Source organism: Zavarzinia sp., from assembly GCF_049306435.1.
Lineage (GTDB): Bacteria > Pseudomonadota > Alphaproteobacteria > Zavarziniales > Zavarziniaceae > Zavarzinia.
Window position 1 is genome coordinate 1 of sequence record NZ_JBAQRT010000310.1, and the last position, 22615, is coordinate 22615.

The following is a 22615-nucleotide window of genomic DNA, read 5'->3' on the forward strand; positions in this document are numbered from 1 at the left end:
GCCTGGAAACCATCGCTCCCTTGAGCGATGCTGCCGACGTCAGCCTGCCAGCACTGGTCGGCTGATCGCAGAACTCAACTCTGCATCCAAGACGCGGCTTCTACACCACGTAATGGGGCACGATCCCGCACGGATATTGACCAAAAGAGGTTTGTGGGTGCTGGAGTTCATGCTGGGGGCCTCTATATGGGCGCCCCTCCGGTCGGATTGCGGGCGCCTGTGTCGTTCATCACAGCCGCCGGCCCCGCCGGTTCGGTGTTTATCTGATCTCGGCCCCGCTTCGATCAGTCCGCACCTCGTACAGTCAGGTGAGCGCGATTCGCTGCCCTTGTCAATCAGGCCCTAGAAGTCCTAATCGGCCCCGCTTCATCCCTTCCTGGGCAGTGGAATGACGTTACCCCCGGCGTGTCTTCCCCCGCAGAAATCGGCCCAGTCCTGCATCATTGACCGCCGTTTTTCCAGCGCGTCGCCGCGCCGGTATGCGAGTTCCACTTGATTCCCAACCGCATGGGCCAAGGCAGATTCTGCGATCTCGCGGGGGTAATGGGTAATTTCCCCGGCCCAATCCCTAAACGCCGAACGGAAGCCGTGCACCGTGTAACTTCCAAGGTCCAAGCGGCGCAAAGCCATCGTCAGAGCCATGACTGAAAGTCCTTTGCCCGCCTTCCTGCCAGGGAACACGAATACCTGCCCTTGATCATCCCCGGCGGGGCGCAACAGGGCCATTTCGCTCAAGATTTCCAGCGCCCTATCAGGCATCGCCACGCGGTGGCTTTTCCCGGCCTTCATTCTCGACGCGGGGACGGTCCAAATCGCGGCGTCCATGTCGATTTCGTCCCACCGCGCCCCCAAGACTTCGCCTGATCGTGCGGCGGTCAGAATGGTAAACTCCAAGGCGTGGGCCGAAATCCCGCCCGTGCTTCGGAGCCGAGCGACCAGGGTCGGGAGTTCGGCGAAGGGCATCGCTGCATGATGGCTCCGGCCAATCTTTGAGCGGGCGGGGAGCAAAGGTTGAAGCCCGCCTTTCCATCGCGCCGGATTGTCGCTCCCCCTCAATCCCTGCGCCGCCGCCGCGTCCAGCACCCGTTCAATTCGCCCCCGCAGTCTCGATGCTGTTTCGGCCTTCTTCAGCCAGATCGGCTTGAGAATTCGCAGAACATCCGCCGTGTCGATCTCGTCGATTTTCTTGCTTCTGATCGACCGGCAATAGGCTGGCCCTAAGGTCATTTTCCATTGGGCTTTATGCTTATCGTTTCTGAACCCGCCTTCTATTTGCTCAATTAACTGGTCCGCGAATTCCCCGAAGGTTGGCTTTTCTTTCGTCTTGTTTTCCTCGGCGCGGCGCGCGGCCAGGGGATCGGCGCCGCCCGCAATGATGGCCCGCGCCTCCCCGGCCAGCCGGCGGGCATCGGCAAGCCCGACGGCATGGACCGGGCCGAGCCCCATTTCCTTCCGCTTTCCGCCAAATCGAAAGAGGAACGTCCATGACCGCGCGCCCGTTGGCGTCACCTGCAGGAACAATCCCCCGCCATCCGAATGCCTGCCGGGGCCAAGGGCTGTAATCCCTCGCGTTGTCAATTTTCCGATCTGCCGTGCCATCTCTACCCCACCAGCTACCCCACCAGCAAACCGAGATTGCTCGATCTGCCGTGAAACCGTCTGAAACATCCTAGCGTGGATTAATGAGGTTTTTCAATGAAGTGTGGGGATGGCGGGGGATCGGTCGGAATGCGCTGAAACGCAACAATGGCGGACATCCCCTCCGCCATCATCGCCCATTCCATGGCCGCGCTCCGACACCTCCACCAAGGCGCGCTGGGACCTGTCCGGTGTCACGCCCGCGGCGCCCTCATGTCGCGAGGACGGCATCGACCGGCCGGCGGGGCGAATAGGCCAGCGTCGGGCCATGGCCGAATCGCATCACGATGTCGGGCCGTCGGCCGGGCAGGCCGATCAGCGCCGCCAGTTCGGGGCGGAGGCGGGCAACCTCGACCGGCTGGTTGATGAAGGCGTGTTTCAATCCCAGGGCGGTCGCCTGCAGCGCGAAACGCTGACAGGCCTGCCCGACCGCCACCCAATGCGCGGCGTCTTCCCCGGCCCCGACGAAGACCGCGATCCCGGCGGAAGAGCTGATCTGGCGGGCATAGGTGTCATTCTGCGCCCGCGCCGTCGAGAACCAGTCGAAAGCCTGTGGCCCCAGCCAGTCGGGCAGCGGGGGATTGCCGCTCGCCACGCTGTAGAGGCCATCGCCGCTTCGCAGGGCCTGGCGAGGGTTGAAGCGCAGCCAGGATTTCAGTTCGCGGACAAAGGCCGGGTCGGCCATCTGAGCGCTGTTGCCCGCCAGGACCAGGTCGCGCAACTGATCGATCCGGTCGCGATCCGTCAGCAGAACCAGATCGACGCCGGGCACGGCCGCCGCCCGGGCGAGCGCGTCGAGATCGGCCGGGGCGACCATGCGGCCGTCGTATTCGGCGCGGGTCGACTGCCGTTCGGTGATGGCGTCGAACAGTACGGACGGGATCGCCGGACCTTGCGCGAAGTCGAAGGTGACCGAGCCCTGGTCGAGCGGATCGAAGCCGATGATACCGGGCGCGCCCCGCGCGGCGGAGGCCAGCGACAAATTTTCGGCGGCGCAGCCCAGGCTGACGAAGACATGGTGATCGTCGGGATCGACGACCGGCGTCCGCCTCGAGAAATCGGGCTGGATGGCGATCCTTTTGTCGCCGACGCGAAACCGCCAGGGCTGCGTGTTGTGGCCATTGGCCGCCAGCGTGGCGTGGCGAATGAGATCGCGGGTGGATGGCCTCTCCGCCAGCGGGGCCCGCAAGGGGGCGATTCCGGCCGCATAGTCGGACGATGATCCCATGCCGGCCAGCGTGAGATAGGCCGCGCCACCGCCAAGCGCGGCCGCGGTCGCCGTGCCGGTGAGCAATTGTCTTCTGTTCATGGGCATCTCCTGGCGGTGGACACATCAGCGCCCAATTGCGGCAGTTCTCGTGAACCATGCACAGAACCTGGACCACTTTTCTATCTCCCGCCGCTGACGGTCGGCGGTGACTTCCACGTGGATCCCCCCTAACCTGGCGCCATGTCGAGCGGCCCCTGGAGCGATACGGAGAACGATCTGATCGTCGCGGATTATTTCGCGATGCTGGCCGACGAGCTTGGCCATCGTCCCTACAACAAGGCGGAACATCGTCGGGACCTCCAGACGCGGATCGGGCGATCGCGGACATCGATCGAATTCAAGCATCAGAATATCAGCGCCGTCCTGAAAGGACTCGGGGAGAGCTGGATCGAGGGGTACAAGCCGGCGGCCAATTTCCAGATGTCCCTGGTCGATGCCGTCATGCGCTGGTTGGGGCTGCATCCGGCATGGACCAGCCGCGCGTCGGCACCGGGCGCCGCCCAGGGGCTTCAGGACGCCGCGAGCCTGTGGATCGGTCCGCCGCCGACCGCCGGAAACCGGCCCCCGCCGGATGAACTGGGCAGGATGCTGGAAATCGCCGGCCGCTTCGACGTCGCCGGGCGCGATGCCCGCAACCGGGCGCTTGGCCGTGCCGGTGAGGAATTCATCGTCTCGCGCGAGCGCGCTGTGCTTGCCAGCGCCGGCCGCGCGGATCTCGCGCGGCATGTCCGCTGGGTTTCTGACGAGGATGGCGATGGTGCCGGTTACGATATCGCCAGTTTCGAGCCGGACGGACAGCCCCGCCTGATCGAGGTGAAAACCACCAATGGTTGGGATCGAACGCCGTTTCACATCACGCGGAACGAGCTGGCGGTCGCCGAGGCGAGGCGGCGCGAGTGGTGTCTGTTGCGGCTATGGAATTTCTCGCGCGAGCCGAGGGCATTCGAGCTGCGCCCGCCGCTCGATGCTCATGTAACCCTGATCGCGACAGGCTATCAGGCGAATCTCCATTGAGCCCGCCCGTTCCGTCGTCGTCCGCGCCTCTCGGGGCCGGCCGGGGGCGCGCGTCATGCGTTGTTCGAGCGTCTGTCCGGGTGTTAACGTGGGACATGTCGGCGCGCGGGCCGGAGTCGCCGCCGGCCACGGTTGTAACCCTGGCGCCAGCGGTATGATTGATCCTGCCCACCAGCCTTCCGCCCGCGCCGCGACTGAGCCTGACGATCGGAAGCCGACCATGAGCCCTGCTGTCCCCGGAGGAGACGATGCCGAGATGTTCGATCTCGCGCCGGTTTCGCTGTGGCTGGAAGACTTCGGCGGCGTCGCGCGGCTTTTCGAGGAGTGGCGCGCCGCCGGCGTGACCGATCTGCCGGGCTTTCTGCGGGCCGACCCTGCGCGGATCAAGGCCTGCGCCGGGCGCATCCGGGTGCTCAAGGTCAATCGGCGCACGCTGCAACTGTTCGGGGCGACCGATTTTGACGAACTCGTCGCCAATCTCGGCCAGGTCTTCCGCGATGACATGCTCGACCGCCATGTCGAGGAATTGACGGCGCTGTGGAGCGGCCGGACTGAATTCTTCAGCCATTCCGTCAATTACAGCCTGTCGGGCCGGCGGATCGACATCCAGATGACCGGCCGGGTGCTGCCCGGCAGCGAGCGGAGCCTGGATCGGGTGCTGATCGCCATCGAGGACGTGACCGAGCGCGAGGTCGCGCGGCAGGAACTGGCGAGCAGCGAGAATTATGCCCGCGGCCTGTTCGAACATTCGCCGGTGTCGCTCTGGGTGGAGGATTTCAGCTCGATCAAGCGGCTCCTCGACGAGATCCGCGAGCGGGGCATCGAGGATTTCCGCGTCTTCACCGACGTGCATCCGGATTTCGTCCAGCGCTGCATGAGCGAGATCCGCGTGCTCGACGTGAATCGTCAGACGCTCGACATGTTCCTGGCGCCCGACCGACCGACGCTCATGCGCCGCCTCGGGGAGGTCTTCCGTGACGACATGGAGCGATCATTCCGCGAACAGCTGATCGACCTCTGGCACGGGAAACTCTTCCAGCAGCGCGAGGTGGTGAATTACGCGCTGAACGGCAGCGCGGTCCATGTGCTGATGCAGTTCTCGGTCCTGCCCGGCCACGAAAAGGACTGGTCGCTGGTCCAGGTGGCGCTGACCGATATCACCGCGCGCAAGAAGGCCGAGACCTACCTCGAATTCCTCGGCACCCATGACGTGCTGACCAAGCTGCACAATCGCTCGTTCTATGTCGACGAACTCAACCGGATCGAGCGCAACACGCTGCGCCCGATCACGATCATCGTGGCCGACCTCAACGGCCTGAAGGCGGCCAACGACCAGTGGGGGCACGCGGTTGGCGATGCCCTGCTGCGCCGGGCCGGCGAGATTCTCGGCAAGGCGGTCGAAAAGCCGTCCTGCGCGGCCCGTATCGGCGGTGATGAATTCGTCGTGCTGATGCCGGGTGTCGATGGCCATGGCGGCGATATCCTGATGGAGGAAATCCATCGCATGACCGAACTCAACAACCAGTTCTATCCGGGATTGCACCTCAGCCTGTCGCTCGGGGCGGCGACCAGCGCGCCGGGCGAGCGGCTCGAGGATGTCGTCCGGCGCGCCGATTTCGCCATGTACGCGGCCAAGCGCGATTTCTACGCCGCGCTTTCGGAAACCTCGGCCCGGGACGCCGTCCCGCCGCCCCGGTGAGGGGCGGAGAGGTAAACGTGCCGACGATTTCAGGCCTCGTGGCGAAGACCGCGCGGGAGAAGGCGTGGATCGATGATCGGGAGGAGGCGATGGATGGTGGACGCGGCTGGGATTGAACCAGCGACCCCTACGATGTCAACGTAGTGCTCTCCCACTGAGCTACGCGTCCGAACCATGCCGGCGGCCGGGGCTGTGGGTAGGTGCCTTGGGCCGGGAGCCGCGTATTTAAGGGATTGGTCGGGCTTATGCAACAGTCTTTTTCATCCCCATGGCGGGCGGCGCGCGGGTGATGGGAAAAGTCGGGGGATGATCGGCTTCTCGGCCCTTCACCTTGCCGCCGGAAAACGACATTCTGTATGTTCAGCTTCTGAATCCAGCGAGATGACCGCCCGTGTCCATTGTCCCCATCGTCTCCAGCCTCGCCGATGCCGCCCGTGCCGAGTCCCGGCGGCGGGAGGAGCGCGGGTCGGATGGGCGCGGGCCGGATGGGGCGACGGGCGCCGTCGGGGTGCTGGAGCCGCCGGAGGGCATCGCCCGGCGGCCGCTGGTGCTCAGCTCGCCTCATTCGGGGGCGCTTTATCCCGCCGATTTCCTGCGCCAGTCGCGGCTGGACCCGGTGTCCCTGCGCCGGTCCGAGGATTGTTTCGTCGACCAGCTCTTCGCGGCGGCGCCGCAGCTGGGCGCGACGCTGGTGCGGGCGCTGTTTCCGCGCGCCTATGTCGATCCCAATCGCGAGCCCTATGAACTCGATCCGGCCATGTTCGCCGACAGTCTGCCGTCCTTCGCCAACACGCGGTCGCTGCGGGTGCTGGGCGGGCTCGGCACCATTGCCCGGGTGGTGGCCGATGGCGCCGAGATCTATCGCGAGAAACTGCCCTTCGCCGAAGCCGAGGCGCGAATCGCCACCTGCTATCGGCCCTATCATCTCGCGCTGACCATGGCGCTCGGCGAGGCTGAACTTCGCCACGGCAGGGTCGTGCTGCTGGACTGTCATTCCATGCCCTCGATGGCCGGCCCCGGCGAGCGCGACAATGGTCGCGGCCGCCCGGATATCGTGCTGGGCGACCGTTTCGGCATGAGCTGCGCCCCGCTCGTCATCGAGGCGGCGGAGGGCCTGCTGCGCGACCGGGGCTATCGGGTCGGGCGCAATGATCCTTATGCCGGCGGCTATATCACCCATCATTACGGCCGGCCCCGGCGCGGCCGCCACGCCCTGCAGATCGAAATCAACCGGGCGCTCTACATGGACGAGGTCCGGCTGGAGCCGAATGCCGGCTTCGCCAAGGTGCGGCAGGATCTCGAGGCCCTGGTGGGCGCCCTTGCCACCCTCCCGGGGGCCGCGTTGTCGCCTGAATCATGACCCGTTTCGCCCTGCGTCCCGCGGTGGCCGGCGATGTCGGCGCGATCGCCGCGATCTATGCCCACCATGTGGAACACGGCTTCGGCTCCTTCGAGGAAAGGCCGCCGGATCCCGCCGAAATGACCCAGCGCTTCGAGGCGATCAGCGGCGCCGGCTTTCCCTATCTGGTGGCCGAGGCCGATGACGGCCGCATCCTTGGCTATGCCTATGCCGGGCCTTATCGGCCACGCTCGGCCTATCGCCACACGGTGGAGGATTCGGTCTATGTCCTGCCGGCGGCGGTGGGGCGGGGTGTCGGCCGGGCCCTGCTGGCCGGTCTGATCGAGGAAGCCCGGGCGAGGGGCTTTCGCCAGATGATCGCGGTCATCGGCGACAGCGACAACGCGGGTTCCATCGCCCTGCACCGCGCCCTGGGCTTTTCCCCGCAAGGCGTGCTGCGCCACGTCGGCCTCAAGAAGGGCCGCTGGCTCGACAGCGTGCTGATGCAGCTCTCCCTCTGAAGCTCTCCCTCTGACCCGGCGGGCCGGGGCGCGGGCAAAAAAAGGGGCCGCGTCGAAACGCGGCCCAAGTTTAGGGAGGAAACGCCCAGGAAGGGCAGCGACACCAGCAAGCTGATGCCGCGATGCACAATATGACATTGCACTGCACTCTTGCCAAGCCCCGTTCTTGAAAAAATTGTTCGTTAGGGCTCAACCCCCTGACGGAACAATAAAATTTCAAAGGCATGGGGATCCTCGAAAGGAAATCTCCGAATCGCCGATTCCGGCGGGCCAGCCTTGGTCACGACTCGGCGGGGCCGGCCGACGGCGCCAGGACGGAGATTCGGTGTGGTGACAGCAGGACTTCCGCCGGCAGGCGCGCGATGATGTCGCCGTCGCCCTGCAGCGGATCGCCAGACGGACCGTCGATCGTCACCCACGTCAGCGGGCGTTGTGCCACCGAAGCCAGCCGGGGCACGAGATCGAGGCCAAGGGCAAAGCCGTATTTCACCGCCGCCAAAGGTCCGCCGTCCCCGAACAGGCAGGCGTCCAGCCGGCCATTGCCGAGATCCGCCGCCGGCGCGCAGACGAAGCCGCCGCCGTAATGGCGGCCGTTGGCGATGATGGCGGAAGCGGCCTCGACCGCCGCGCCGCCATCGAAACTCAGGCGGTAAGGCGTGAAGTGAAAACGGCCCAGTTGCCGGAGCATCTCGCCGACATAGGCCAGCTTGCCCAGCCGCCGCTTCCACCGGGTCGACACCCCGGCGACGACATGGGCATCGTAACCGACACCCGCCATGACGACGAAATGGCGCTCCCCGGAGGCCGAACGGGCAAGGCCAAGGCCGATGGGCCGCGTTCTCCCGGCGGCCAGCACGGCCGCGACCGCACCGGGCCCGCGCGGCAGGCCGAGTTCCAGCGCAAGGACATTGGCCGTGCCCAGGGGAATGATGCCAAGGGGCATGGCCGTGCCCGCGAGGCCGTTCACCACTTCATTGATGGTGCCGTCGCCCCCGGCGGCGACGATGGCCTCGACGGTCCCCACCCGGTCGGCCAGCCGCCGGGCCAGGGTGGTGGCATGGCCCGGCGCCTCGGTCTCATGCAGCGCGACCTCGATCCCGGTGCCCCGCAGGGCCGCCAGCGCGGCATGAAATCGCCGGCCCCGGCGCCGGCCCGCCACCGGATTGTAGATGATCGCCAGATGTCGCGGCCGCTCCAGATCAGTTATTGTCATCATTTCGACTTATTGGTCAATGAACCGTCATTTTATGAGTATTGCCGGTCACACTATATTGTTTTTCGATGACGACATTATATTGCCGTCATTGTTCGTGCTATAAGTTGCGTGATGTCTTGTGATTACATCTTTGTGACGGAAGGGTTCGGCTTTGTTGACACGGCTGTCGCCAACATTGGCCCGACGCCATGATCTCGACACGCTCGCCGCCATGGGCGCGGGGATTTCGGGATCGGCCGCCGATCAGGGGGCGGGCGACGATGACGATGCGATCGAATCGCCGAAGGACAAGCGCCGCTTCCGCAGCATCTTCATTTCCGACATTCATCTCGGCACGCGGGGTTGCCAGGCCGACATCCTGCTCGACTTCCTGAAACACACGGAGTCGGACCAGCTCTATCTCGTCGGCGACATCATCGACGGCTGGCGTCTGCGCCGCTCGTGGTTCTGGACCCAGAGCCACAACGACGTGATCCAGAAGGTGCTGCGCAAGGCGCGCAAGGGCACGAAGGTGACCTATATCCCCGGCAATCACGACGAGGCGGCGCGGGATTACGTCGATCTGCATTTCGGCGGCGTCGCCGTGCTGATGGAAGCGATCCACACCGGGGCCGATGGCCGCCGCTTTCTCGTGCTGCACGGCGATGCCTTCGACGGCGTGGTGAAATATGCCCGCTGGCTCGCTCATCTCGGCGACCGGGCCTATAACATCGTGCTGACGCTGAACACCTGGTTCAATGTCCTGCGCCGGCGTCTCGGCTATTCCTACTGGTCGCTCTCCGCCTATCTGAAACACAAGGTGAAGAATGCCGTCGATTACATCTCGAGCTTCGAGGACGCGGTGGCGGAGGAAGCCCGTCGCCATCGTGTCGATGGCGTGATCTGCGGCCACATCCACCATGCCGAGATCCGCGATATCGACGGCATCACCTATTGCAACGATGGCGACTGGGTCGAAAGCTGCACCGCCCTCGTCGAACATGCCGATGGCCGCATGGAAATCCTGAACTGGGCGCGGGAATATGAAACGCGCCAGGTTCGCAAGCGCAGCCGCCAAGTCGCGACCGTTCCCGCCTGATGATCCGCGCCGCCCAGACCCTGCCGGTAACGGCCAGCGTGCCGTCGACCGAACATCCCCTGCGCATCCTGATCGTCACCGATGCCTGGTATCCCCAGGTGAACGGCGTCGTGCGCACCCTCGACACGGTGGCGCGGGAGTTGGCCCTGCTCGGCCATGTCGTCGGCTTCGTGACGCCGGACCAGTTCCGCAGCGTGCCGATGCCGACCTATCCCGAAATCCGCCTGGCACTGGCGCCCCGGCGGCGCATGGCGCGCATCTTCGCCGGTTTCGCCCCCGATGCCATCCATATCGCGACCGAAGGACCGTTGGGCTGGGCGGCGCGGCGCCTGTGCCTGCGCCAGGGCCTGCCGTTCACCACCGCCTATCACACCCGCTTCCCCGAATATGTGAAGGCGCGTTTCGGCGTGCCGCTGGCGCTGACCTATCGCTTCGTCCGGCGCTTCCATGCGCCGTCGCGCGGGCTGATGGTGGCGACGCGCTCGCTGCATGACGAACTGTCGGCGCGCGGTTTCGGCAATCTGCGCGCCTGGTCGCGCGGCGTCGATCTCGACCGCTTCACGCCCGGGCCGCGCGACCTGCTGTCCCACCTGCCGCGACCGGTCTTCAGCTATGTCGGCCGGCTGGCGGTCGAGAAGAATATCGATGCCTTCCTGAAACTGGACCTGCCGGGCTCGAAACTGGTGGTCGGCGACGGGCCGGAAATGGCCCGGCTGAAGGCGCTCTACCCGAATGTCCATTTCGCCGGCGCCCGGCACGGCGACGATCTGGTCGCCCATTTCCGGGCGGGCGATGTCTTCGTCTTCCCCAGCCGGACCGATACCTTCGGCCTCGTCATGCTGGAAGCCATGGCCTGCGGCCTGCCGGTCGCCGCCTATCCGGTGGCCGGCCCGCTCGACGTGCTCTCGCCCGAGACGGGGGCGATGGACGAGGATCTGGCGGCCGCCTGCCGGAAAGCCCTCGACCTCGATCCCGCCGCCTGCCGGCGCCATGCCCTCGGTTTCACCTGGTCGGCGACGGCGGCGCAATTCGCCTATAACGTCGCGCCCTTCCGCCAGGACTGGCCGCCACCCGGCCTGCCGGTGACGATCCCGACACGGGGGCCTAACCCCGGCCGATGAAGGGCATGGTGGTCGCCGCGATGGTCAGGAAGGAAATATCGGCTTCGGCCGGCTGACAGGCCATGAACACCACTGCCTCGGCCGCGCGGGCGACATCCATCCGGGACTCGGGCTTGATGCTGCCATCGGCCTGAGGCATTCCCACCGCCATCTGGCCGGTCATGCCGGTCGCGGCATTGCCGATATCGATCTGGCCGCAGGTGATGCCGAAGGGCCTGCCATCGAGCGAGATCGATTTGGTCAGGCCGGTGATCGCGTGTTTGGTCGCCGTATAGGCGGCCGAGAAAGGCCTCGGGTGATGGGCCGAGATCGAGCCATTGTTGATGATCCGCCCACCCTGCGGGGCTTGCGCCTTCATGACCCGGAAGGCTTCGGCGGCGCAAAGGAACGAGCCGGTCAGATTGACCTCGACCAGCGCCCGCCAGGCCGCGACATCGACCAGATCGACACTGCCGCCCGCGCCGAAGATGCCGGCATTGTTGAACAGGACATCGACCCGCCCGAAGGTATCGACCGCCGCCTCGAACAATCGCGCCACCGCCGCCTCGTCGGTGACATCGGTCGGCACGACGAGGCCAAGGGCCGGGTCCGGCAGCAGGGCCCTTGTCTCCTCCAGCGGCTCGGCCCGTCGCCCGGCGAGGACGACGGGATTTGCCCTGGCGGCGAAGGCCAGCGCGGTCGCCCGGCCGATGCCGGAGCCCGCGCCCGTGATCACGACAGTCTTGGTCAAGCGGGTGATCCTTTCGTTTCGTCCTCGACGAGGGGACTGCCGAGAGTCCGGCCTGCCGGGCCGCATGGAAAGCCCCTTTGGCCGGTTTCGACCTGTTTCTGCCATGATACGCGGAGGTTGGGCGCGAGCAGGGGGGCAGACGGCAAAACACCCTCCCGCCGGGGCGGGAGGGTGCTGGAAACATCCGGCTGTTCGGCCCCGATCAGAAATCGAGGGCCTGGGCCTGCTTCACGTGGGGCAGGGCGCGGACCTTGTCGACCACGGCCTGGGGGATCGCTTCGTCGACGGCGACGAGGCAGATCGCCTCCTCGCCCGCGGTGCGGCGGCCGAGGTTGAAGGTCGCGATGTTGAGGCCGGCCTCGCCGAGGATCGAGCCGAGAGCGCCGATGAAGCCCGGCTTGTCCTCGTTGGTGACATAGAGCATGTGCGGGGTCAGCTCGGCTTCGACCGTGATGCCCTTGATCGAGACGATGCGCGGATGGGCGTCGGCGAACAGGGTGCCGGCGACCGAACGGGTCTTGCCGTCCATCTCGACCGTGATGCGCATCAGGGTCTGATAGTTGCTGGGGGCTTCCAGCTTGGTGTCGGCGACGGCGATGTTGCGCTCCTTGGCGATCACGGGCGCGTTCACCATGTTCACCGACGGCATCAGGGGGCCGAGCAGGCCCTGCAGCGCGATCGCGGTCAGTGGACGGGTGTTCAGCTTCGCGGCGGCGCCTTCATATTCGATCGTCACCTTGCGGATGCCGACCTCGGCCGACAGCTTGCCGGCGAAGGCGCCGAGCTGGGCCGCCAGCTTCATGTAGGGGCGCAGGCGCGGCGCTTCCTCGGCGGTGACCGAAGGCATGTTCAGGGCGTTGGAGACGGCGCCTTCGATCAGATAGGCCGACATCTGCTCGGCCACCTGCAGGGCGACGTTTTCCTGCGCTTCCGTCGTCGAGGCGCCGAGATGCGGGGTGCAGACCACCTTCTCGTGGCCGAACAGGATGTTCTCCTTGGCCGGCTCGACCGCGAAGACGTCGAGGGCGGCACCGGCGACCTTGCCGGAATTCAGCGCCGCCAGCAGGTCTTCCTCGACGATCAGGCCGCCGCGGGCGCAATTGATGATGCGCACGCCGTCCTTCATCTTGGCGATCGAGGCCGCGTTGATGATGTTGCGGGTGCCGTCGGTCAGCGGGGTGTGCAGGGTGATGAAGTCGGCGCGGGCGAACAGCTCGTCCAGCTCGACCTTGGTCACGCCCATCTCGAGCGCGCGCTCGGGGGTGAGGTACGGGTCATAGGCGATGACCTGCATCTTCAACCCTTGCGCCCGGTCGGCGACGATCGAGCCGATGTTGCCGGCGCCGATGAGGCCGAGGGTCTTGGCGTAAAGCTCCACGCCCATGAAGCGGTTCTTTTCCCACTTGCCGGCATGGGTCGAGGCGCTGGCGGCCGGAATGTCGCGGGCGACCGCGAACATCATGGCGATCGCATGTTCCGCCGTGGTGATCGAATTGCCGAAGGGCGTGTTCATCACGACGACGCCGCGCGCGGTCGCCGCCGGAATGTCGACATTGTCGACGCCGATACCGGCGCGGCCGACGACCTTCAGGTTGGTCGCGGCGGCCAGCACATCGGCCGTCACCTTGGTGGCGGAGCGGATGGCGAGGCCGTCGTACTGACCGATGATGGCGATCAGCTCGTCCTTCTTCAGGCCGGTCTTGACGTCCACTTCAACGCCGCGATCGCGAAAGATCTGGGCGGCGGCGGGGCTGAGTTCGTCGGAAATGAGGACCTTGGGCATGGGGGCACCTTAAGGTTTGTCCGCGCGCGTCATCCCGGCGAAGGCCGGGATCTCGTGGGGATCTGAAAAGAAACGCGGGTGAAGGGCCCCGGCTTTCGCCGGGGCGACGACGCTGTTCAGGCGGCCGAGACCTGGGCCTTCACTTCGGCATAGGCCCAGTCGAGCCAGGGCAGCAGGGCTTCGAGGTCGGAGGCCTCGACCGTGGCGCCGGCCCAGATGCGCAGGCCCGAAGGGGCATCGCGGTAAGCGCCGATGTCATAGGCGACGCCTTCCTTGTCGAGAAGGTCGGCCAGCTTCTTGGCGACCGCCGCCTGGCCGTCGGCGTCGAGGGCGAGGGCCCAGGGGTCGACGACCTTGAAGCAGACCGAGGTGCAGGACCGGATGGCCTTGTCCTCGGCGAGGAAGCCGGCCCAGGCGGATTTGGCGACCCAGGCTTCGAGCAGGCCGAGGTTCTTCTCGGAGCGGGCGATCAGACCGTCCAGCCCGCCGACAGAATCGGCCCAGGCGAGGGCATCGAGGTAATCCTCGACGCAGAGCATCGACGGGGTGTTGATCGTCTCGCCCTTGAAGATACCGTCCGAGAGCTTGCCGCCGGAGGTCATGCGGAAGATCTTCGGCATCGGCCAGGGCGGGGAATAGGTGGTCAGCCGCTCGACCGCGCGGGGCGAGAGGATGATCATGCCATGGGCCGCTTCGCCGCCGAGGACCTTCTGCCAGGAGAAGGTGGTGACGTCGAGCTTGGACCAGGGCAGGTCCATGGCGAAGGCGGCCGAGGTCGCGTCGCAGATGGTGACGCCTTCGCGGTCGTCGGCGATCCAGTCGGCATTCGGCACGCGAACGCCCGAGGTGGTGCCGTTCCAGGTGAAGACCACGTCGCGGGTCTTGTCGACCTGGCTCAGGTCCGGCAATTCGCCGTAACCGGATTCGATCTTGCGCACGTCCTTCAGCTTCAGCTGCTTGACGACGTCGTTGATCCAGCCGGAGCCGAAGCTCTCCCAGGCCAGCATGTCGATGCCGCGGGCACCGAGCATCGACCACAGGGCCATTTCGACCGCGCCGGTATCCGAGGCGGGCACGATGCCGATCTTGTAATCGGCCGGCACCTTCAGGATGCGGCGGGTGTCTTCGATCGCTTTCAGAAGTTTGGCCTTGCCAGGCTTCGAGCGATGCGAACGGCCCACGAGGGCGTCATTGAGGGCGGCGGTGGTCCAGCCGGGGCGCTTGGCGCAGGGGCCCGAGGAGAACAGGGGCGTGGCGGGACGAAGGGTAGGCTTTGTCATTTTGGACTTATCCTTCCAGATAAGCAGCGTCCCGGTGGGGGGACGTGACCCGCCGGCGAACATATCCATGGGTGATGCCAAGTCAATCGGCGAATTCGTCCATTCCGCCCTTTTCGCTTGTCGGGTCATCATGCCGCGCCCAAGATGAAACCGCCGTGACAGGAGGGGATGGAAACGCATGGAACGTGGCGTCGTCGTGATGGTTCCGGGACGCAGCTCCGGTGCCGAACAGGCCGCCAGCCCCCATGCCGCCCCGAAGCGGGTCTTCTTTTCACGGCGCGAACTCGATCAGATCCTGGGACTTTATGGCCGCATGGTCGCGGCCGGCGAATGGCGCGACTACGCCATGGCCGACGGGGCGGAAGTGGCGGTTTTCGCTGTCCATCGCCGCACGTCGGAACAGCCGCTCTACAGGATCGAGAAGAGGCCGGCACTGGCGCGCAAGCAAGGCGCCTTTGCGGTGATCGCAGCGGGGGGACGGGTCATGAAGCGGGGCGCAGACCTCGCGAATGTCCTCGCGGTTCTCGAAAGAAAACTGCTGAAAATCGTCGAAGGGGAGTGAGCGTCATGGGCCTATACGAGCGGCACGTCGTGCCGCGGATCATCAATTTTGTCTGCGGCATGAAGCCGATCAGCTATCAGCGCGGCAAGGTGGTGCCGCTGGCCCGGGGCACCGTGCTCGAAATCGGCATCGGCACCGGGCTGAACCTGCCCTATTACGATGCCGCGAAGGTCGAGAAGGTGATCGGCCTCGATCCGTCGGAAGAATCCTGGAAGATCGCCGGCAAAAGGGCCAAGGGCCTCGGCTTTCCGGTCGAATTCATCGGCCTGCCGGGGGAGCGGATTCCGCTCGCCGATGCCTCGGTCGACACGGTGCTGATGACCTATAGTCTCTGCACCATCCCGGACCCGGTGACCGCCCTCAAGGGAATGCGCCGGGTGCTGAAGCCCGGGGGCGAATTGCTGTTCTGCGAACATGGCGAAGCGCCGGATCATGGCGTGAAGACCTGGCAGGGCCGGGTCAATCCGATGTGGAAGCGCTGCTTCGGCGGTTGCAACCTGCATCGGCCGATCCCCGACCTTCTGTCGGCCGGGGGCTTCCACGTCCGGAAGCTGGAGACCATGTATCTGCCGGGCACGCCGAAGATCGCCGCCTTCAATTACTGGGGCTCGGCGGTCCCGGCCTGACCAGAGGGGGCTGACCGGGGTCAGATTCCGGTTTCGACCTGCAGCTTCGCCCCGGCGACCCAGGCCTGATAGGCCGGGTGGTGCGAGGCGGCGGCGACATAATCCGCCGACTCGGGCAGAAGATGCACGCCGTAAGTGATGAAGCGGCTGACCACCGGCGCGAACATGGCGTCGGCGATGGTGAAATGGCCGAACAGATAGGGACCGCCGGCGCCGAAATGGTGCCGGCAGTTCTCCCACAGCGCTTCGATGCGGGCGATGTCGCTGCGGCAGGCATCGGAGATCGGGTGGCAGGTCTCGCGCGCCAGGATGTCCATCGGGCATTCCTTGCGTAAGGTGACGAAGCCCGAATGCATCTCGGCCGAAGCCGCGCGGCAGACCGCCCGCGCGACCGAATCGACCGGCAGCAACGGCCCGGTCCTGGCGTTTTCCGCCGCCCATTCGCAGATCGCCAGCGATTCAGGCACCACCACGTCGCCGAGTTTCAGCGCCGGCACCGTGCCGCTGGGGGAATGGCGCAGGATGATCGCCTTGGTCGCCTCGGTGCGCAGCTTGACGTGCACCTCCTCGAAATCGATGCCGCCGGCGGTCATGGCGATCCACGGCCGCATCGACCAGGATGAGTAATTCTTGTCGCCGATGACGAGGACAGGCTTTTGGTGCACGGCCATGGGCAAGGCTCCGCAGGCTGGGTTAAGCTCGGCGCAAGGCAACCCGACCCCGAGTCGTTCCGCAAGCGCATCCGTAACGAAGCTGCCATGTCCGAAATCATTCCCGCAACACTCGCCCTGCCGCTGCCCCTGATCGCCAGTCGCGACCAGGCGGTGCCCATCCACTGCATCGTCAAGGGCGGGCTCGACGGCCTGATCGACAAGGTGCCGCCCGCGGCCCTGCGCTTCGCCCGCGCGACCGGCTTCGACGGCAAGCCCGGCAGCCATCTTCTGGTGCCGGCGGCGGACGGTGGCCTCGGCCTCGTGCTGTTCGGCATGGGCGGCGCCTTCGAGAGCGAGCCCTATGGCTTCGGCGCCCTGTCCGCCGCGCTGCCGCCCGGCACTTACGAGATCGCGACGCCGCTCGGCCCGATCGAGGCGACGGCGGCGACGCTGGGCTGGGTCATGGGCCGCTATGGCTTCCGCCGCTACAAGGACGACGACGGCAAGCCGGCGCCCCTTCTCGTCCCCCCCGTGGGTGCCGACCTCGATCAGGTGCGGCGCACCGCAGAGGCGGTGTTCCTGATCCGCGATCTGGTCAATACGCCGGCCTCCGACCTTGGCCCCGCCGAACTCGCCGAAGCAGCCCTGCGGGTCGCGACGGTGCATGACGCCCGCATCAACATCATCGTCGGCGACGATCTGATCGAGGCCGGCTATCCCATGGTCCATGCCGTCGGGCGGGCGTCGGAGCGCAGCCCGCGGCTGATCGACATGACCTGGGGCGAGGCGGGCCTGCCGCGCATCACCCTCGTCGGCAAGGGCGTCTGCTTCGACACCGGCGGGCTGAACCTGAAGACCGGCAGCTACATGGCCCTGATGAAGAAGGACATGGGCGGTGCGGCCCATGTCCTCGGCCTTGCCCATATGATCATGGACGCAGGCCTGCCGGTGCGCCTGCGCGTGCTGATTCCCGCCGTGGAAAATGCCGTCTCGGGCAATGCCATGCGCCCGGGCGACGTGCTGACCTCGCGCAAGGGCCTGACGGTCGAGATCGGCGATACCGACGCCGAGGGCCGCCTGATCCTGGCCGACGCCCTCGCCGAGGCGGACGAGGACCGGCCCGATCTTCTCATCGACATGGCGACCCTGACCGGGGCGGCGCGCGTCGCCCTCGGCCCCGACCTGCCGGCGATGTTCACGCCCGACGACGAACTGGCGGCGGCGATATCGGACGCCGGCCTCGACCAGCGCGATCCCGTCTGGCGCCTGCCCCTGTGGGCGCCCTATGACAAATGGCTGGACTCGCGGGTCGCCGATCTGAACAACGTCTCGGACGGCGGCATGGCCGGCGCCGTGACCGCGGCCCTGTTCCTGAAGCGTTTCGTGACCGAGACCCCGTCCTGGGTCCATTTCGACGTCTTCGCCTGGGCACCCAAGCCGGGACCGGGTCGTCCCGTCGGCGCGGAAGCCTATGCCATCCGCGCCCTCTATGCCCTGATCGCGGACCGTTTCGGCGCATGAGCGGTTTCGACCGCCGGCTGACCCCGGCACGGGACGACCTCGCCGCCGATTTCCTCGAAGGGCGGGTCGAGGCCGCGCGCTTCGTCCCCGGCGAGGCGTTTCACGTCATCGTGCCCCATGCCGCCCTGCGGCCCCGGCCGGAAGCGGCCGCCAGCCTCGACACCGAAGTCCTCTATGGCGAGGATTTCACGGTCTATGAGGATCGCAAGGACGGCTGGCTCTGGGGCCAGCTCGGCACCGATGGTTATGTGGGCTTCGTGCCCCGGGCGGCCCTGACCCGGGGCGCGGCACCTCTCGCGACCCATGTCGTCGCCGTGCCGCGCACGCATCTCTACCCCGCGCCCGACCTGAAGCGGCCGGCGGTGATCGCTCTTTCGATGGGCGCCCGCCTCGCGGTCGAGGGGGCGAGCGCGGATGGCCGCTGGCTGCGCCTGTCCTGCGGCCGCTTCGTCTTCGCCGCTCATGGGGCACCGCTGGACGCCGTGGCGCCCGACGTCGTCGCGACGGCGGAAAGCTTCCTCGGCACGCCCTATCTCTGGGGCGGGCGGACGGCGGAAGGCATCGATTGCTCGGGCCTCGTCCAGATCGCCTATGCCAGGGCCGGCATCGCCGTGCCGCGCGACAGCGATCTTCAGGCCGCCTTCGGTGTTCCGGTCGCGGACGGTAACATCCGCCGGGGCGACATCCTGTGTTACCCGGGCCATGTCGCCCTCGCCCGGGGGGACGGCAGCGTGGTCCATGCGACGGCGGCGGTCATGGCCGTGACCATCGAGCCGCGCGCGGCCCTCGAAGACCGGGTGCGGCAGGAGCGGGGCCTCGCCTCGGGCGCCCCCGCCCTGCGCGCAATCCGGCGCCCTGGGAACTGACGCCTGGAATTGAACCGGATCGGGCCGTTCGCCCGAGCATTGGGGGCATCCCGCCCGGCTGACGGGGTCCCGAAAGGGTATCCGTAACCCTACACTCGTCATTCCGGCGCAGGCCGGAATCTCTATCAGGCAAGGGCGCCTCTATCGTCGCGAGGTCCCGGCCTTCGCCGGGACGACGAGAAGATTTTTCCACCCCAAGCGTCATCCCGGCGAAGGCCGGGATCTTTTTCAGGCGAGGGCGCCTTTCTCGTCATAAGGCCCCGGCCTTCGCCGGGGCGACGAGAAGGTTCTGATCTCAGCGCCGCAGCCAGCCGAGGCTCGCCAGCGTGCCCGCGCGGGGGACATACTCGCAGCCGACGAAGCCGGTGTAACCCAGACGATCCAATTCGTCGAACAGGAAGGGGTGGTTCAATTCCTCCCCGTCCGGTTCGTGGCGGGAGGGCACGCTGGCGACCTGGACATGGCCGATGAGCGGCAGCAGGCGGCGCAGGGCCATGGTCACGTCGCCCTGCAGGATCTGGCGGTGATAGATGTCGAACTGGAGCTTCAGGCCGGGCAGGGCGAGGTCGCGGATCAGCGCTTCGGCGAAGGCGAAATCGTCGAGGAAATAACCCGGCATGTCCCGCCGGTTGATCGGCTCGATCATCAGCTCGATCCCCCGGTCGGCCAGGGTTTCGGCGGCATGAAGGACGGCGCGGCGATAGGCTTCGCGGGCGGGGGGCGCGCCCCGGTCGGCGATGCCGGCCATCAGGTGCAGGCGCCTCGCCCCCATGGCTTCGGCATAAGGGATCGCCTGTTGGATGCCGGCCTTCAGGTCGTCGAAGCGATCCGGCAGGGCGGCGAGGCCGCGCTCCCCCGCCGCCCAGTCGCCCGGCGGCAGGTTGAACAGCGCGAGTTCGAGGCCATTCGCGCTCAGGCGGTCGGCGACGACCTCCGGCGGATGATCATAGGGGAACAGGAATTCGACCGCCGAAAAGCCGGCGTCCGCCGCCGCCGCGAAACGGTCGAGGAAGGGCCATTCGGTGAACATCAGGCTGAGGTTGGCGGCGAAGCGGGGCATGTCCGTCAGGGGTTCAGCATCGCCGCGTCGATCAGCGCCTTCGTATAGGCTTCGCGCGGGGCGGCCACCACGTCGTCGACCGTGCCGGTTTCGACGATGCGGCCGGCGTGCATCACGATCATGCGGTGGCTCATGGCGCGGACCACCTTCAGATCGTGGGAGATGAACAGATAGGCGAAGCCCCGCTTTTCCTGCAGCCCGCGCAGGAGGTCGACGATCTGGCCCTGGATCGAGCGGTCGAGGGCGGAGGTCGGCTCGTCGAGGACGACGAGATCGGGATCGAGGGCGAGGGCCCGGGCGATCGCCACGCGCTGGCGCTGCCCGCCCGAGAATTCATGGGGAAAACGGTCGATCATGTCGGGGTCGAGGCCGACATCGGCGAGCGCGGCCTGAACCTTCACCCGCCGCGTGGCGGCATCGCCGGCCAGATGATGGGCGGCCAGGCCTTCGCCCACCACTTCGCCGATGGTCATGCGCGGGCTGAGGCTGCCGTAAGGGTCCTGAAACACGACCTGGAAGGATTTGCGCTTCGCCCGCAGCGCCGCGCCCGAGAGACGCCGCAGGTCCTCGCCCAGGAAGGTGATGCGCCCGGTGGAGCGGATGAGGCGGAGCAGGGCGAAGCCGAGAGTCGATTTGCCCGAGCCGCTTTCGCCGACGATGGCCAGGGTCTCGCCCCGGCGGACCGACAGGCTGGCGCCGTCGACGGCGACGAGTTCGCTGAGGGTGCCGCCGAACAGCCCGCGCTTCAGGGTGAAGGCGACGCGGATATTCTCGGCCGACAATACTTCGGGCGCGCCGTTCGGCACCGGCGCCGGCCGGCCCTTCGGCTCTGCCTCGATCAGATGGCGGGTATAGGGGTGCCGGGGCGCGGCGAAGATCGTCGCGGTCGGGGCTTCCTCGACCAGCAGCCCCTCGTGCATCACGGCGACGCGGGTGGCGTGGCGGCGCACGACGGCGAGATTATGGGTGATCAGCAAAAGGCCGAGGCCCCGGCTGCGGACGAGATCCTGCAACAGGTCGAGGATCTTCGCCTCGACCGTGACGTCGAGGGCGGTGGTCGGCTCGTCGGCGATCAGCAGTTTCGGATTGCCGGCCAGCGCCATGGCGATCATCACCCGCTGGCGCTGGCCGCCGGAAAGCTCGTGCGGGAAGGCGTCCAGCCGGGTGGCCAGCGCCTCCAGCCCGACCTCGCGCAGGAGGTCGGCGACCCGGGCGCGGCGACCGGCGGCATCGAGATCGGTGTGCAGGCTCAGCACTTCCTCGATCTGGCGGCCGATCCGGTGCAGCGGATTGAGCGCCGTCATCGGCTCCTGGAAGATCATGGCGGCGACACCCCCGCGCATGGCGCGCAGGGTTTCGTCGTCGGCGCCGATCATTTCCCGGCCGTCGAGCTGGATGGAGCCCTGGGGATTGCTGCCCTGGCCCTTCGCCAGCAGTTGCAGGACCGAGAGGGCGGTGACCGACTTGCCCGAGCCGCTTTCACCGACCAGCGCGACGATCTCGCCGGCGGCGACGGACAGGCTGACGCCCCTGACCACATCCCGGGGGCCGGTCTCGGTCGCGAAGCGGGCGACCAGGTCGCGGATGACGAGGAGCGGGGCGGTCATGGTCCCCGCCTCGGGTCGAAGGCATCGCGCGTCGCCTCGCCGATGAAGACGAGGAGGGACAGCAGCAGCGCGACGGTGAAGAAGGCCGACAGCGGGATCCACGGCGCCTGCACCGCGAGATCCTTGGCCTGGGACAGCAGCTTGCCGAGGGAGGGCGCCGATTGCTGCAAGCCGAAGCGCAGGTAGTCGAGCGAGGTGAGGGTGGAGATCGAGCCGTTCATGACGAAGGGCAGCATGGTCAGGGTCGCGACCAGCGTGTTGGGCAGGACATGGCGCAGCATGATGCGGATATTGCCGAGGCCGAGCGCCCGCGCCGCCCGCACGTAATCGAAATTGCGCGCCCGCAGCGCCTCGGCCCGGACGAGGCCGACCAGCTCCATCCACGAGAACAGCAGCATGATGCCGAGCAGCCAGAAGAAGGTCGGCTCGATCACCGCCGACAGGATGATGAGGAGATAGAGAACGGGCATCCCCGACCAGATCTCGATGAAGCGCTGCATCAGGAGATCGGTCAGGCCGCCGAGGAAGCCCTGGGTCAGGCCGGCGAGGACGCCGATCACGCTGGCGGCGAGGGTCAGCGCGAGGCCGAAGGCGACCGAGATGCGAAAGCCGTAGATCAGCGTCGCCGTGATATCCCGTCCGTCATTGTCGGTGCCCAGCCAGTTGAGGGCGGAGGGCGGCGCCGGATAGGGCGCGACCTCCCGCACCACCGTGTCCCACGAGAAGGGGATCAGGGGCCAGATCACGGTCGCGCCCTTCTCGGTGAAAAGCTCGTGCATGAAGGGCGAGGTGTAATCGGCGAGGGTCTCGAAATCGCCGCCCAGCTCGGTCTCGGTGTAATCGATCAGGGTCGGGAAATAGGATTTCCCCTCCATGCCGATATAGAGCGGCCGGTCGTTGGCGATGAATTCGGCGAAGAGGCTGAGGGTGAACAGGCCGAGGAAGATCCACAGCGACCAGAAGCCCCGGCTGTTGGCGCGGAACCGCTTCAGCCGCCGCCGGGTCAGGGGCGTGAGGGCGAGGCGCGCCAT

The 22615-nt window shown here is 66.8% G+C and carries 20 protein-coding genes and 1 tRNA gene; 10 read left to right on the top strand and 11 right to left on the bottom strand.

Annotation, left to right across the window (positions count from 1 at the left end):
* Positions 1-366 precede the first annotated feature (366 nt).
* Both WAZ62_RS17115 and WAZ62_RS17120 read right to left on the bottom strand, forming a co-directional pair.
* Positions 367-1599 carry a tyrosine-type recombinase/integrase gene (locus tag WAZ62_RS17115; protein WP_422644748.1) on the bottom strand — a complete coding sequence of 411 codons (1233 nt, stop codon included), beginning with the start codon at positions 1597-1599 and terminating at the stop codon, positions 367-369.
* A 250-nt stretch (positions 1600-1849) separates the two neighbouring features.
* Positions 1850-2947 (bottom strand): Acg family FMN-binding oxidoreductase, encoded by a 1098-nt coding sequence (locus tag WAZ62_RS17120; RefSeq protein ID WP_422644749.1) that lies wholly within the window; start codon positions 2945-2947, stop codon positions 1850-1852.
* Positions 2948-3088: 141 nt separating this feature from the next.
* On the opposite strand from WAZ62_RS17120, the gene WAZ62_RS17125 reads away from it, so the two are divergent.
* Positions 3089-3922 carry a DUF3883 domain-containing protein gene (locus tag WAZ62_RS17125; protein ID WP_422644750.1) on the top strand — a complete coding sequence of 278 codons (834 nt, stop codon included), beginning with the start codon at positions 3089-3091 and terminating at the stop codon, positions 3920-3922.
* Positions 3923-4142: 220 nt separating this feature from the next.
* A complete protein-coding gene (locus WAZ62_RS17130; RefSeq protein WP_422644751.1) occupies positions 4143-5621 on the top strand; it encodes a sensor domain-containing diguanylate cyclase in 1479 nt (492 codons plus the stop codon).
* A 94-nt stretch (positions 5622-5715) separates the two neighbouring features.
* On the opposite strand, the gene WAZ62_RS17135 is transcribed toward WAZ62_RS17130, so the two are convergent.
* Positions 5716-5790 (bottom strand) — tRNA-Val (locus tag WAZ62_RS17135).
* A 222-nt stretch (positions 5791-6012) separates the two neighbouring features.
* Between WAZ62_RS17135 and WAZ62_RS17140 the strand changes: the two genes are divergently transcribed.
* On the top strand, positions 6013-6981 hold the full coding sequence (locus WAZ62_RS17140) for an N-formylglutamate amidohydrolase (RefSeq protein WP_422644752.1): 969 nt from the start codon (positions 6013-6015) through the stop codon (positions 6979-6981).
* The gene (locus WAZ62_RS17145) at positions 6978-7481 is read left to right on the top strand and encodes a GNAT family N-acetyltransferase (protein ID WP_422644753.1); all 504 of its coding nucleotides are present in this window, start codon (positions 6978-6980) and stop codon (positions 7479-7481) included. The genes WAZ62_RS17140 and WAZ62_RS17145 overlap by 4 nt, the downstream gene beginning before the upstream one ends.
* 280 nt (positions 7482-7761) lie before the next feature.
* Here the strand turns inward: WAZ62_RS17145 and WAZ62_RS17150 are convergent, their stop codons facing one another.
* Positions 7762-8697, bottom strand: coding sequence for a diacylglycerol/lipid kinase family protein (locus WAZ62_RS17150; protein ID WP_422644754.1), 936 nt, complete (start codon positions 8695-8697; stop codon positions 7762-7764).
* A 175-nt stretch (positions 8698-8872) separates the two neighbouring features.
* Here WAZ62_RS17150 and WAZ62_RS17155 point away from each other — a divergent pair, with 175 nt between their 5' ends.
* Both WAZ62_RS17155 and WAZ62_RS17160 read left to right on the top strand, forming a co-directional pair.
* Positions 8873-9775, top strand: coding sequence for a UDP-2,3-diacylglucosamine diphosphatase (locus tag WAZ62_RS17155; RefSeq protein ID WP_422644755.1), 903 nt, complete (start codon positions 8873-8875; stop codon positions 9773-9775).
* A gap of 59 nt (positions 9776-9834) precedes the next feature.
* A complete protein-coding gene (locus WAZ62_RS17160) occupies positions 9835-10896 on the top strand; it encodes a glycosyltransferase family 4 protein (RefSeq protein WP_422644775.1) in 1062 nt (353 codons plus the stop codon).
* Here WAZ62_RS17160 and WAZ62_RS17165 read toward each other — a convergent pair.
* The 3 genes from WAZ62_RS17165 to WAZ62_RS17175 form a co-directional block, all read right to left on the bottom strand.
* The gene (locus tag WAZ62_RS17165; RefSeq protein ID WP_422644756.1) at positions 10880-11626 is read right to left on the bottom strand and encodes an SDR family oxidoreductase; all 747 of its coding nucleotides are present in this window, start codon (positions 11624-11626) and stop codon (positions 10880-10882) included. The genes WAZ62_RS17160 and WAZ62_RS17165 overlap by 17 nt on opposite strands.
* A 202-nt stretch (positions 11627-11828) precedes the next feature.
* Positions 11829-13409, bottom strand: coding sequence for a phosphoglycerate dehydrogenase (gene serA / locus WAZ62_RS17170; RefSeq protein ID WP_422644757.1), 1581 nt, complete (start codon positions 13407-13409; stop codon positions 11829-11831).
* A 116-nt stretch (positions 13410-13525) separates the two neighbouring features.
* Positions 13526-14689, bottom strand: coding sequence for a phosphoserine transaminase (locus WAZ62_RS17175; RefSeq protein WP_422644758.1), 1164 nt, complete (start codon positions 14687-14689; stop codon positions 13526-13528).
* A 178-nt stretch (positions 14690-14867) separates the two neighbouring features.
* Here WAZ62_RS17175 and WAZ62_RS17180 point away from each other — a divergent pair, with 178 nt between their 5' ends.
* Both WAZ62_RS17180 and WAZ62_RS17185 read left to right on the top strand, forming a co-directional pair.
* Positions 14868-15251 (top strand): DUF2794 domain-containing protein, encoded by a 384-nt coding sequence (locus WAZ62_RS17180; protein ID WP_422644759.1) that lies wholly within the window; start codon positions 14868-14870, stop codon positions 15249-15251.
* Positions 15252-15256: 5 nt separating this feature from the next.
* Complete coding sequence (locus WAZ62_RS17185) at positions 15257-15877, top strand: class I SAM-dependent methyltransferase (RefSeq protein ID WP_422644760.1); 621 nt, start codon at positions 15257-15259, stop codon at positions 15875-15877.
* A 20-nt stretch (positions 15878-15897) separates the two neighbouring features.
* Here the strand turns inward: WAZ62_RS17185 and WAZ62_RS17190 are convergent, their stop codons facing one another.
* The gene (locus WAZ62_RS17190) at positions 15898-16548 is read right to left on the bottom strand and encodes a glutathione S-transferase family protein (protein ID WP_422644761.1); all 651 of its coding nucleotides are present in this window, start codon (positions 16546-16548) and stop codon (positions 15898-15900) included.
* An 87-nt stretch (positions 16549-16635) separates the two neighbouring features.
* Between WAZ62_RS17190 and WAZ62_RS17195 the strand changes: the two genes are divergently transcribed.
* Together WAZ62_RS17195 and WAZ62_RS17200 are read left to right on the top strand one after the other, a co-directional pair.
* Complete coding sequence (locus WAZ62_RS17195; protein ID WP_422644762.1) at positions 16636-18051, top strand: leucyl aminopeptidase family protein; 1416 nt, start codon at positions 16636-16638, stop codon at positions 18049-18051.
* The gene (locus WAZ62_RS17200) at positions 18048-18917 is read left to right on the top strand and encodes a C40 family peptidase (RefSeq protein WP_422644763.1); all 870 of its coding nucleotides are present in this window, start codon (positions 18048-18050) and stop codon (positions 18915-18917) included. Before WAZ62_RS17195 ends, WAZ62_RS17200 begins: the two co-directional genes overlap by 4 nt.
* 295 nt (positions 18918-19212) lie before the next feature.
* On the opposite strand, the gene otnI is transcribed toward WAZ62_RS17200, so the two are convergent.
* From otnI to WAZ62_RS17215, 3 genes are read right to left on the bottom strand one after another with little or no spacing between them, the layout of a single operon-like run.
* Positions 19213-19977 (bottom strand): 2-oxo-tetronate isomerase, encoded by a 765-nt coding sequence (gene otnI, locus WAZ62_RS17205; protein WP_422644764.1) that lies wholly within the window; start codon positions 19975-19977, stop codon positions 19213-19215.
* A 5-nt stretch (positions 19978-19982) separates the two neighbouring features.
* Positions 19983-21584 (bottom strand): ABC transporter ATP-binding protein, encoded by a 1602-nt coding sequence (locus WAZ62_RS17210; RefSeq protein ID WP_422644765.1) that lies wholly within the window; start codon positions 21582-21584, stop codon positions 19983-19985.
* Positions 21581-22615: an ABC transporter permease gene (locus WAZ62_RS17215; protein ID WP_422644766.1), complete on the bottom strand. Its 1035-nt coding sequence runs from the start codon at positions 22613-22615 to the stop codon at positions 21581-21583. Before WAZ62_RS17215 ends, WAZ62_RS17210 begins: the two co-directional genes overlap by 4 nt.

Bases quoted from the DNA above. Each gene is read 5' to 3' on its own strand.
- WAZ62_RS17210 (WP_422644765.1), bottom strand. From the start codon at position 21,584: ATGACCGCCCCGCTCCTCGTCATCCGCGACCTGGTCGCCCGCTTCGCG.
- WAZ62_RS17120 (WP_422644749.1), bottom strand. From the start codon at position 2,947: ATGAACAGAAGACAATTGCTCACCGGCACGGCGACCGCGGCCGCGCTT.
- otnI (WP_422644764.1), bottom strand. From the start codon at position 19,977: ATGCCCCGCTTCGCCGCCAACCTCAGCCTGATGTTCACCGAATGGCCC.
- WAZ62_RS17150 (WP_422644754.1), bottom strand. From the start codon at position 8,697: ATGATGACAATAACTGATCTGGAGCGGCCGCGACATCTGGCGATCATC.
- WAZ62_RS17215 (WP_422644766.1), bottom strand. From the start codon at position 22,615: ATGGCGCGCCTCGCCCTCACGCCCCTGACCCGGCGGCGGCTGAAGCGG.
- WAZ62_RS17180 (WP_422644759.1), top strand. From the start codon at position 14,868: ATGGAACGTGGCGTCGTCGTGATGGTTCCGGGACGCAGCTCCGGTGCC.
- WAZ62_RS17115 (WP_422644748.1), bottom strand. From the start codon at position 1,599: ATGGCACGGCAGATCGGAAAATTGACAACGCGAGGGATTACAGCCCTT.
- WAZ62_RS17125 (WP_422644750.1), top strand. From the start codon at position 3,089: ATGTCGAGCGGCCCCTGGAGCGATACGGAGAACGATCTGATCGTCGCG.
- WAZ62_RS17200 (WP_422644763.1), top strand. From the start codon at position 18,048: ATGAGCGGTTTCGACCGCCGGCTGACCCCGGCACGGGACGACCTCGCC.
- WAZ62_RS17195 (WP_422644762.1), top strand. From the start codon at position 16,636: ATGTCCGAAATCATTCCCGCAACACTCGCCCTGCCGCTGCCCCTGATC.
- WAZ62_RS17145 (WP_422644753.1), top strand. From the start codon at position 6,978: ATGACCCGTTTCGCCCTGCGTCCCGCGGTGGCCGGCGATGTCGGCGCG.
- serA (WP_422644757.1), bottom strand. From the start codon at position 13,409: ATGCCCAAGGTCCTCATTTCCGACGAACTCAGCCCCGCCGCCGCCCAG.
- WAZ62_RS17130 (WP_422644751.1), top strand. From the start codon at position 4,143: ATGAGCCCTGCTGTCCCCGGAGGAGACGATGCCGAGATGTTCGATCTC.
- WAZ62_RS17190 (WP_422644761.1), bottom strand. From the start codon at position 16,548: ATGGCCGTGCACCAAAAGCCTGTCCTCGTCATCGGCGACAAGAATTAC.
- WAZ62_RS17175 (WP_422644758.1), bottom strand. From the start codon at position 14,689: ATGACAAAGCCTACCCTTCGTCCCGCCACGCCCCTGTTCTCCTCGGGC.
- WAZ62_RS17185 (WP_422644760.1), top strand. From the start codon at position 15,257: ATGGGCCTATACGAGCGGCACGTCGTGCCGCGGATCATCAATTTTGTC.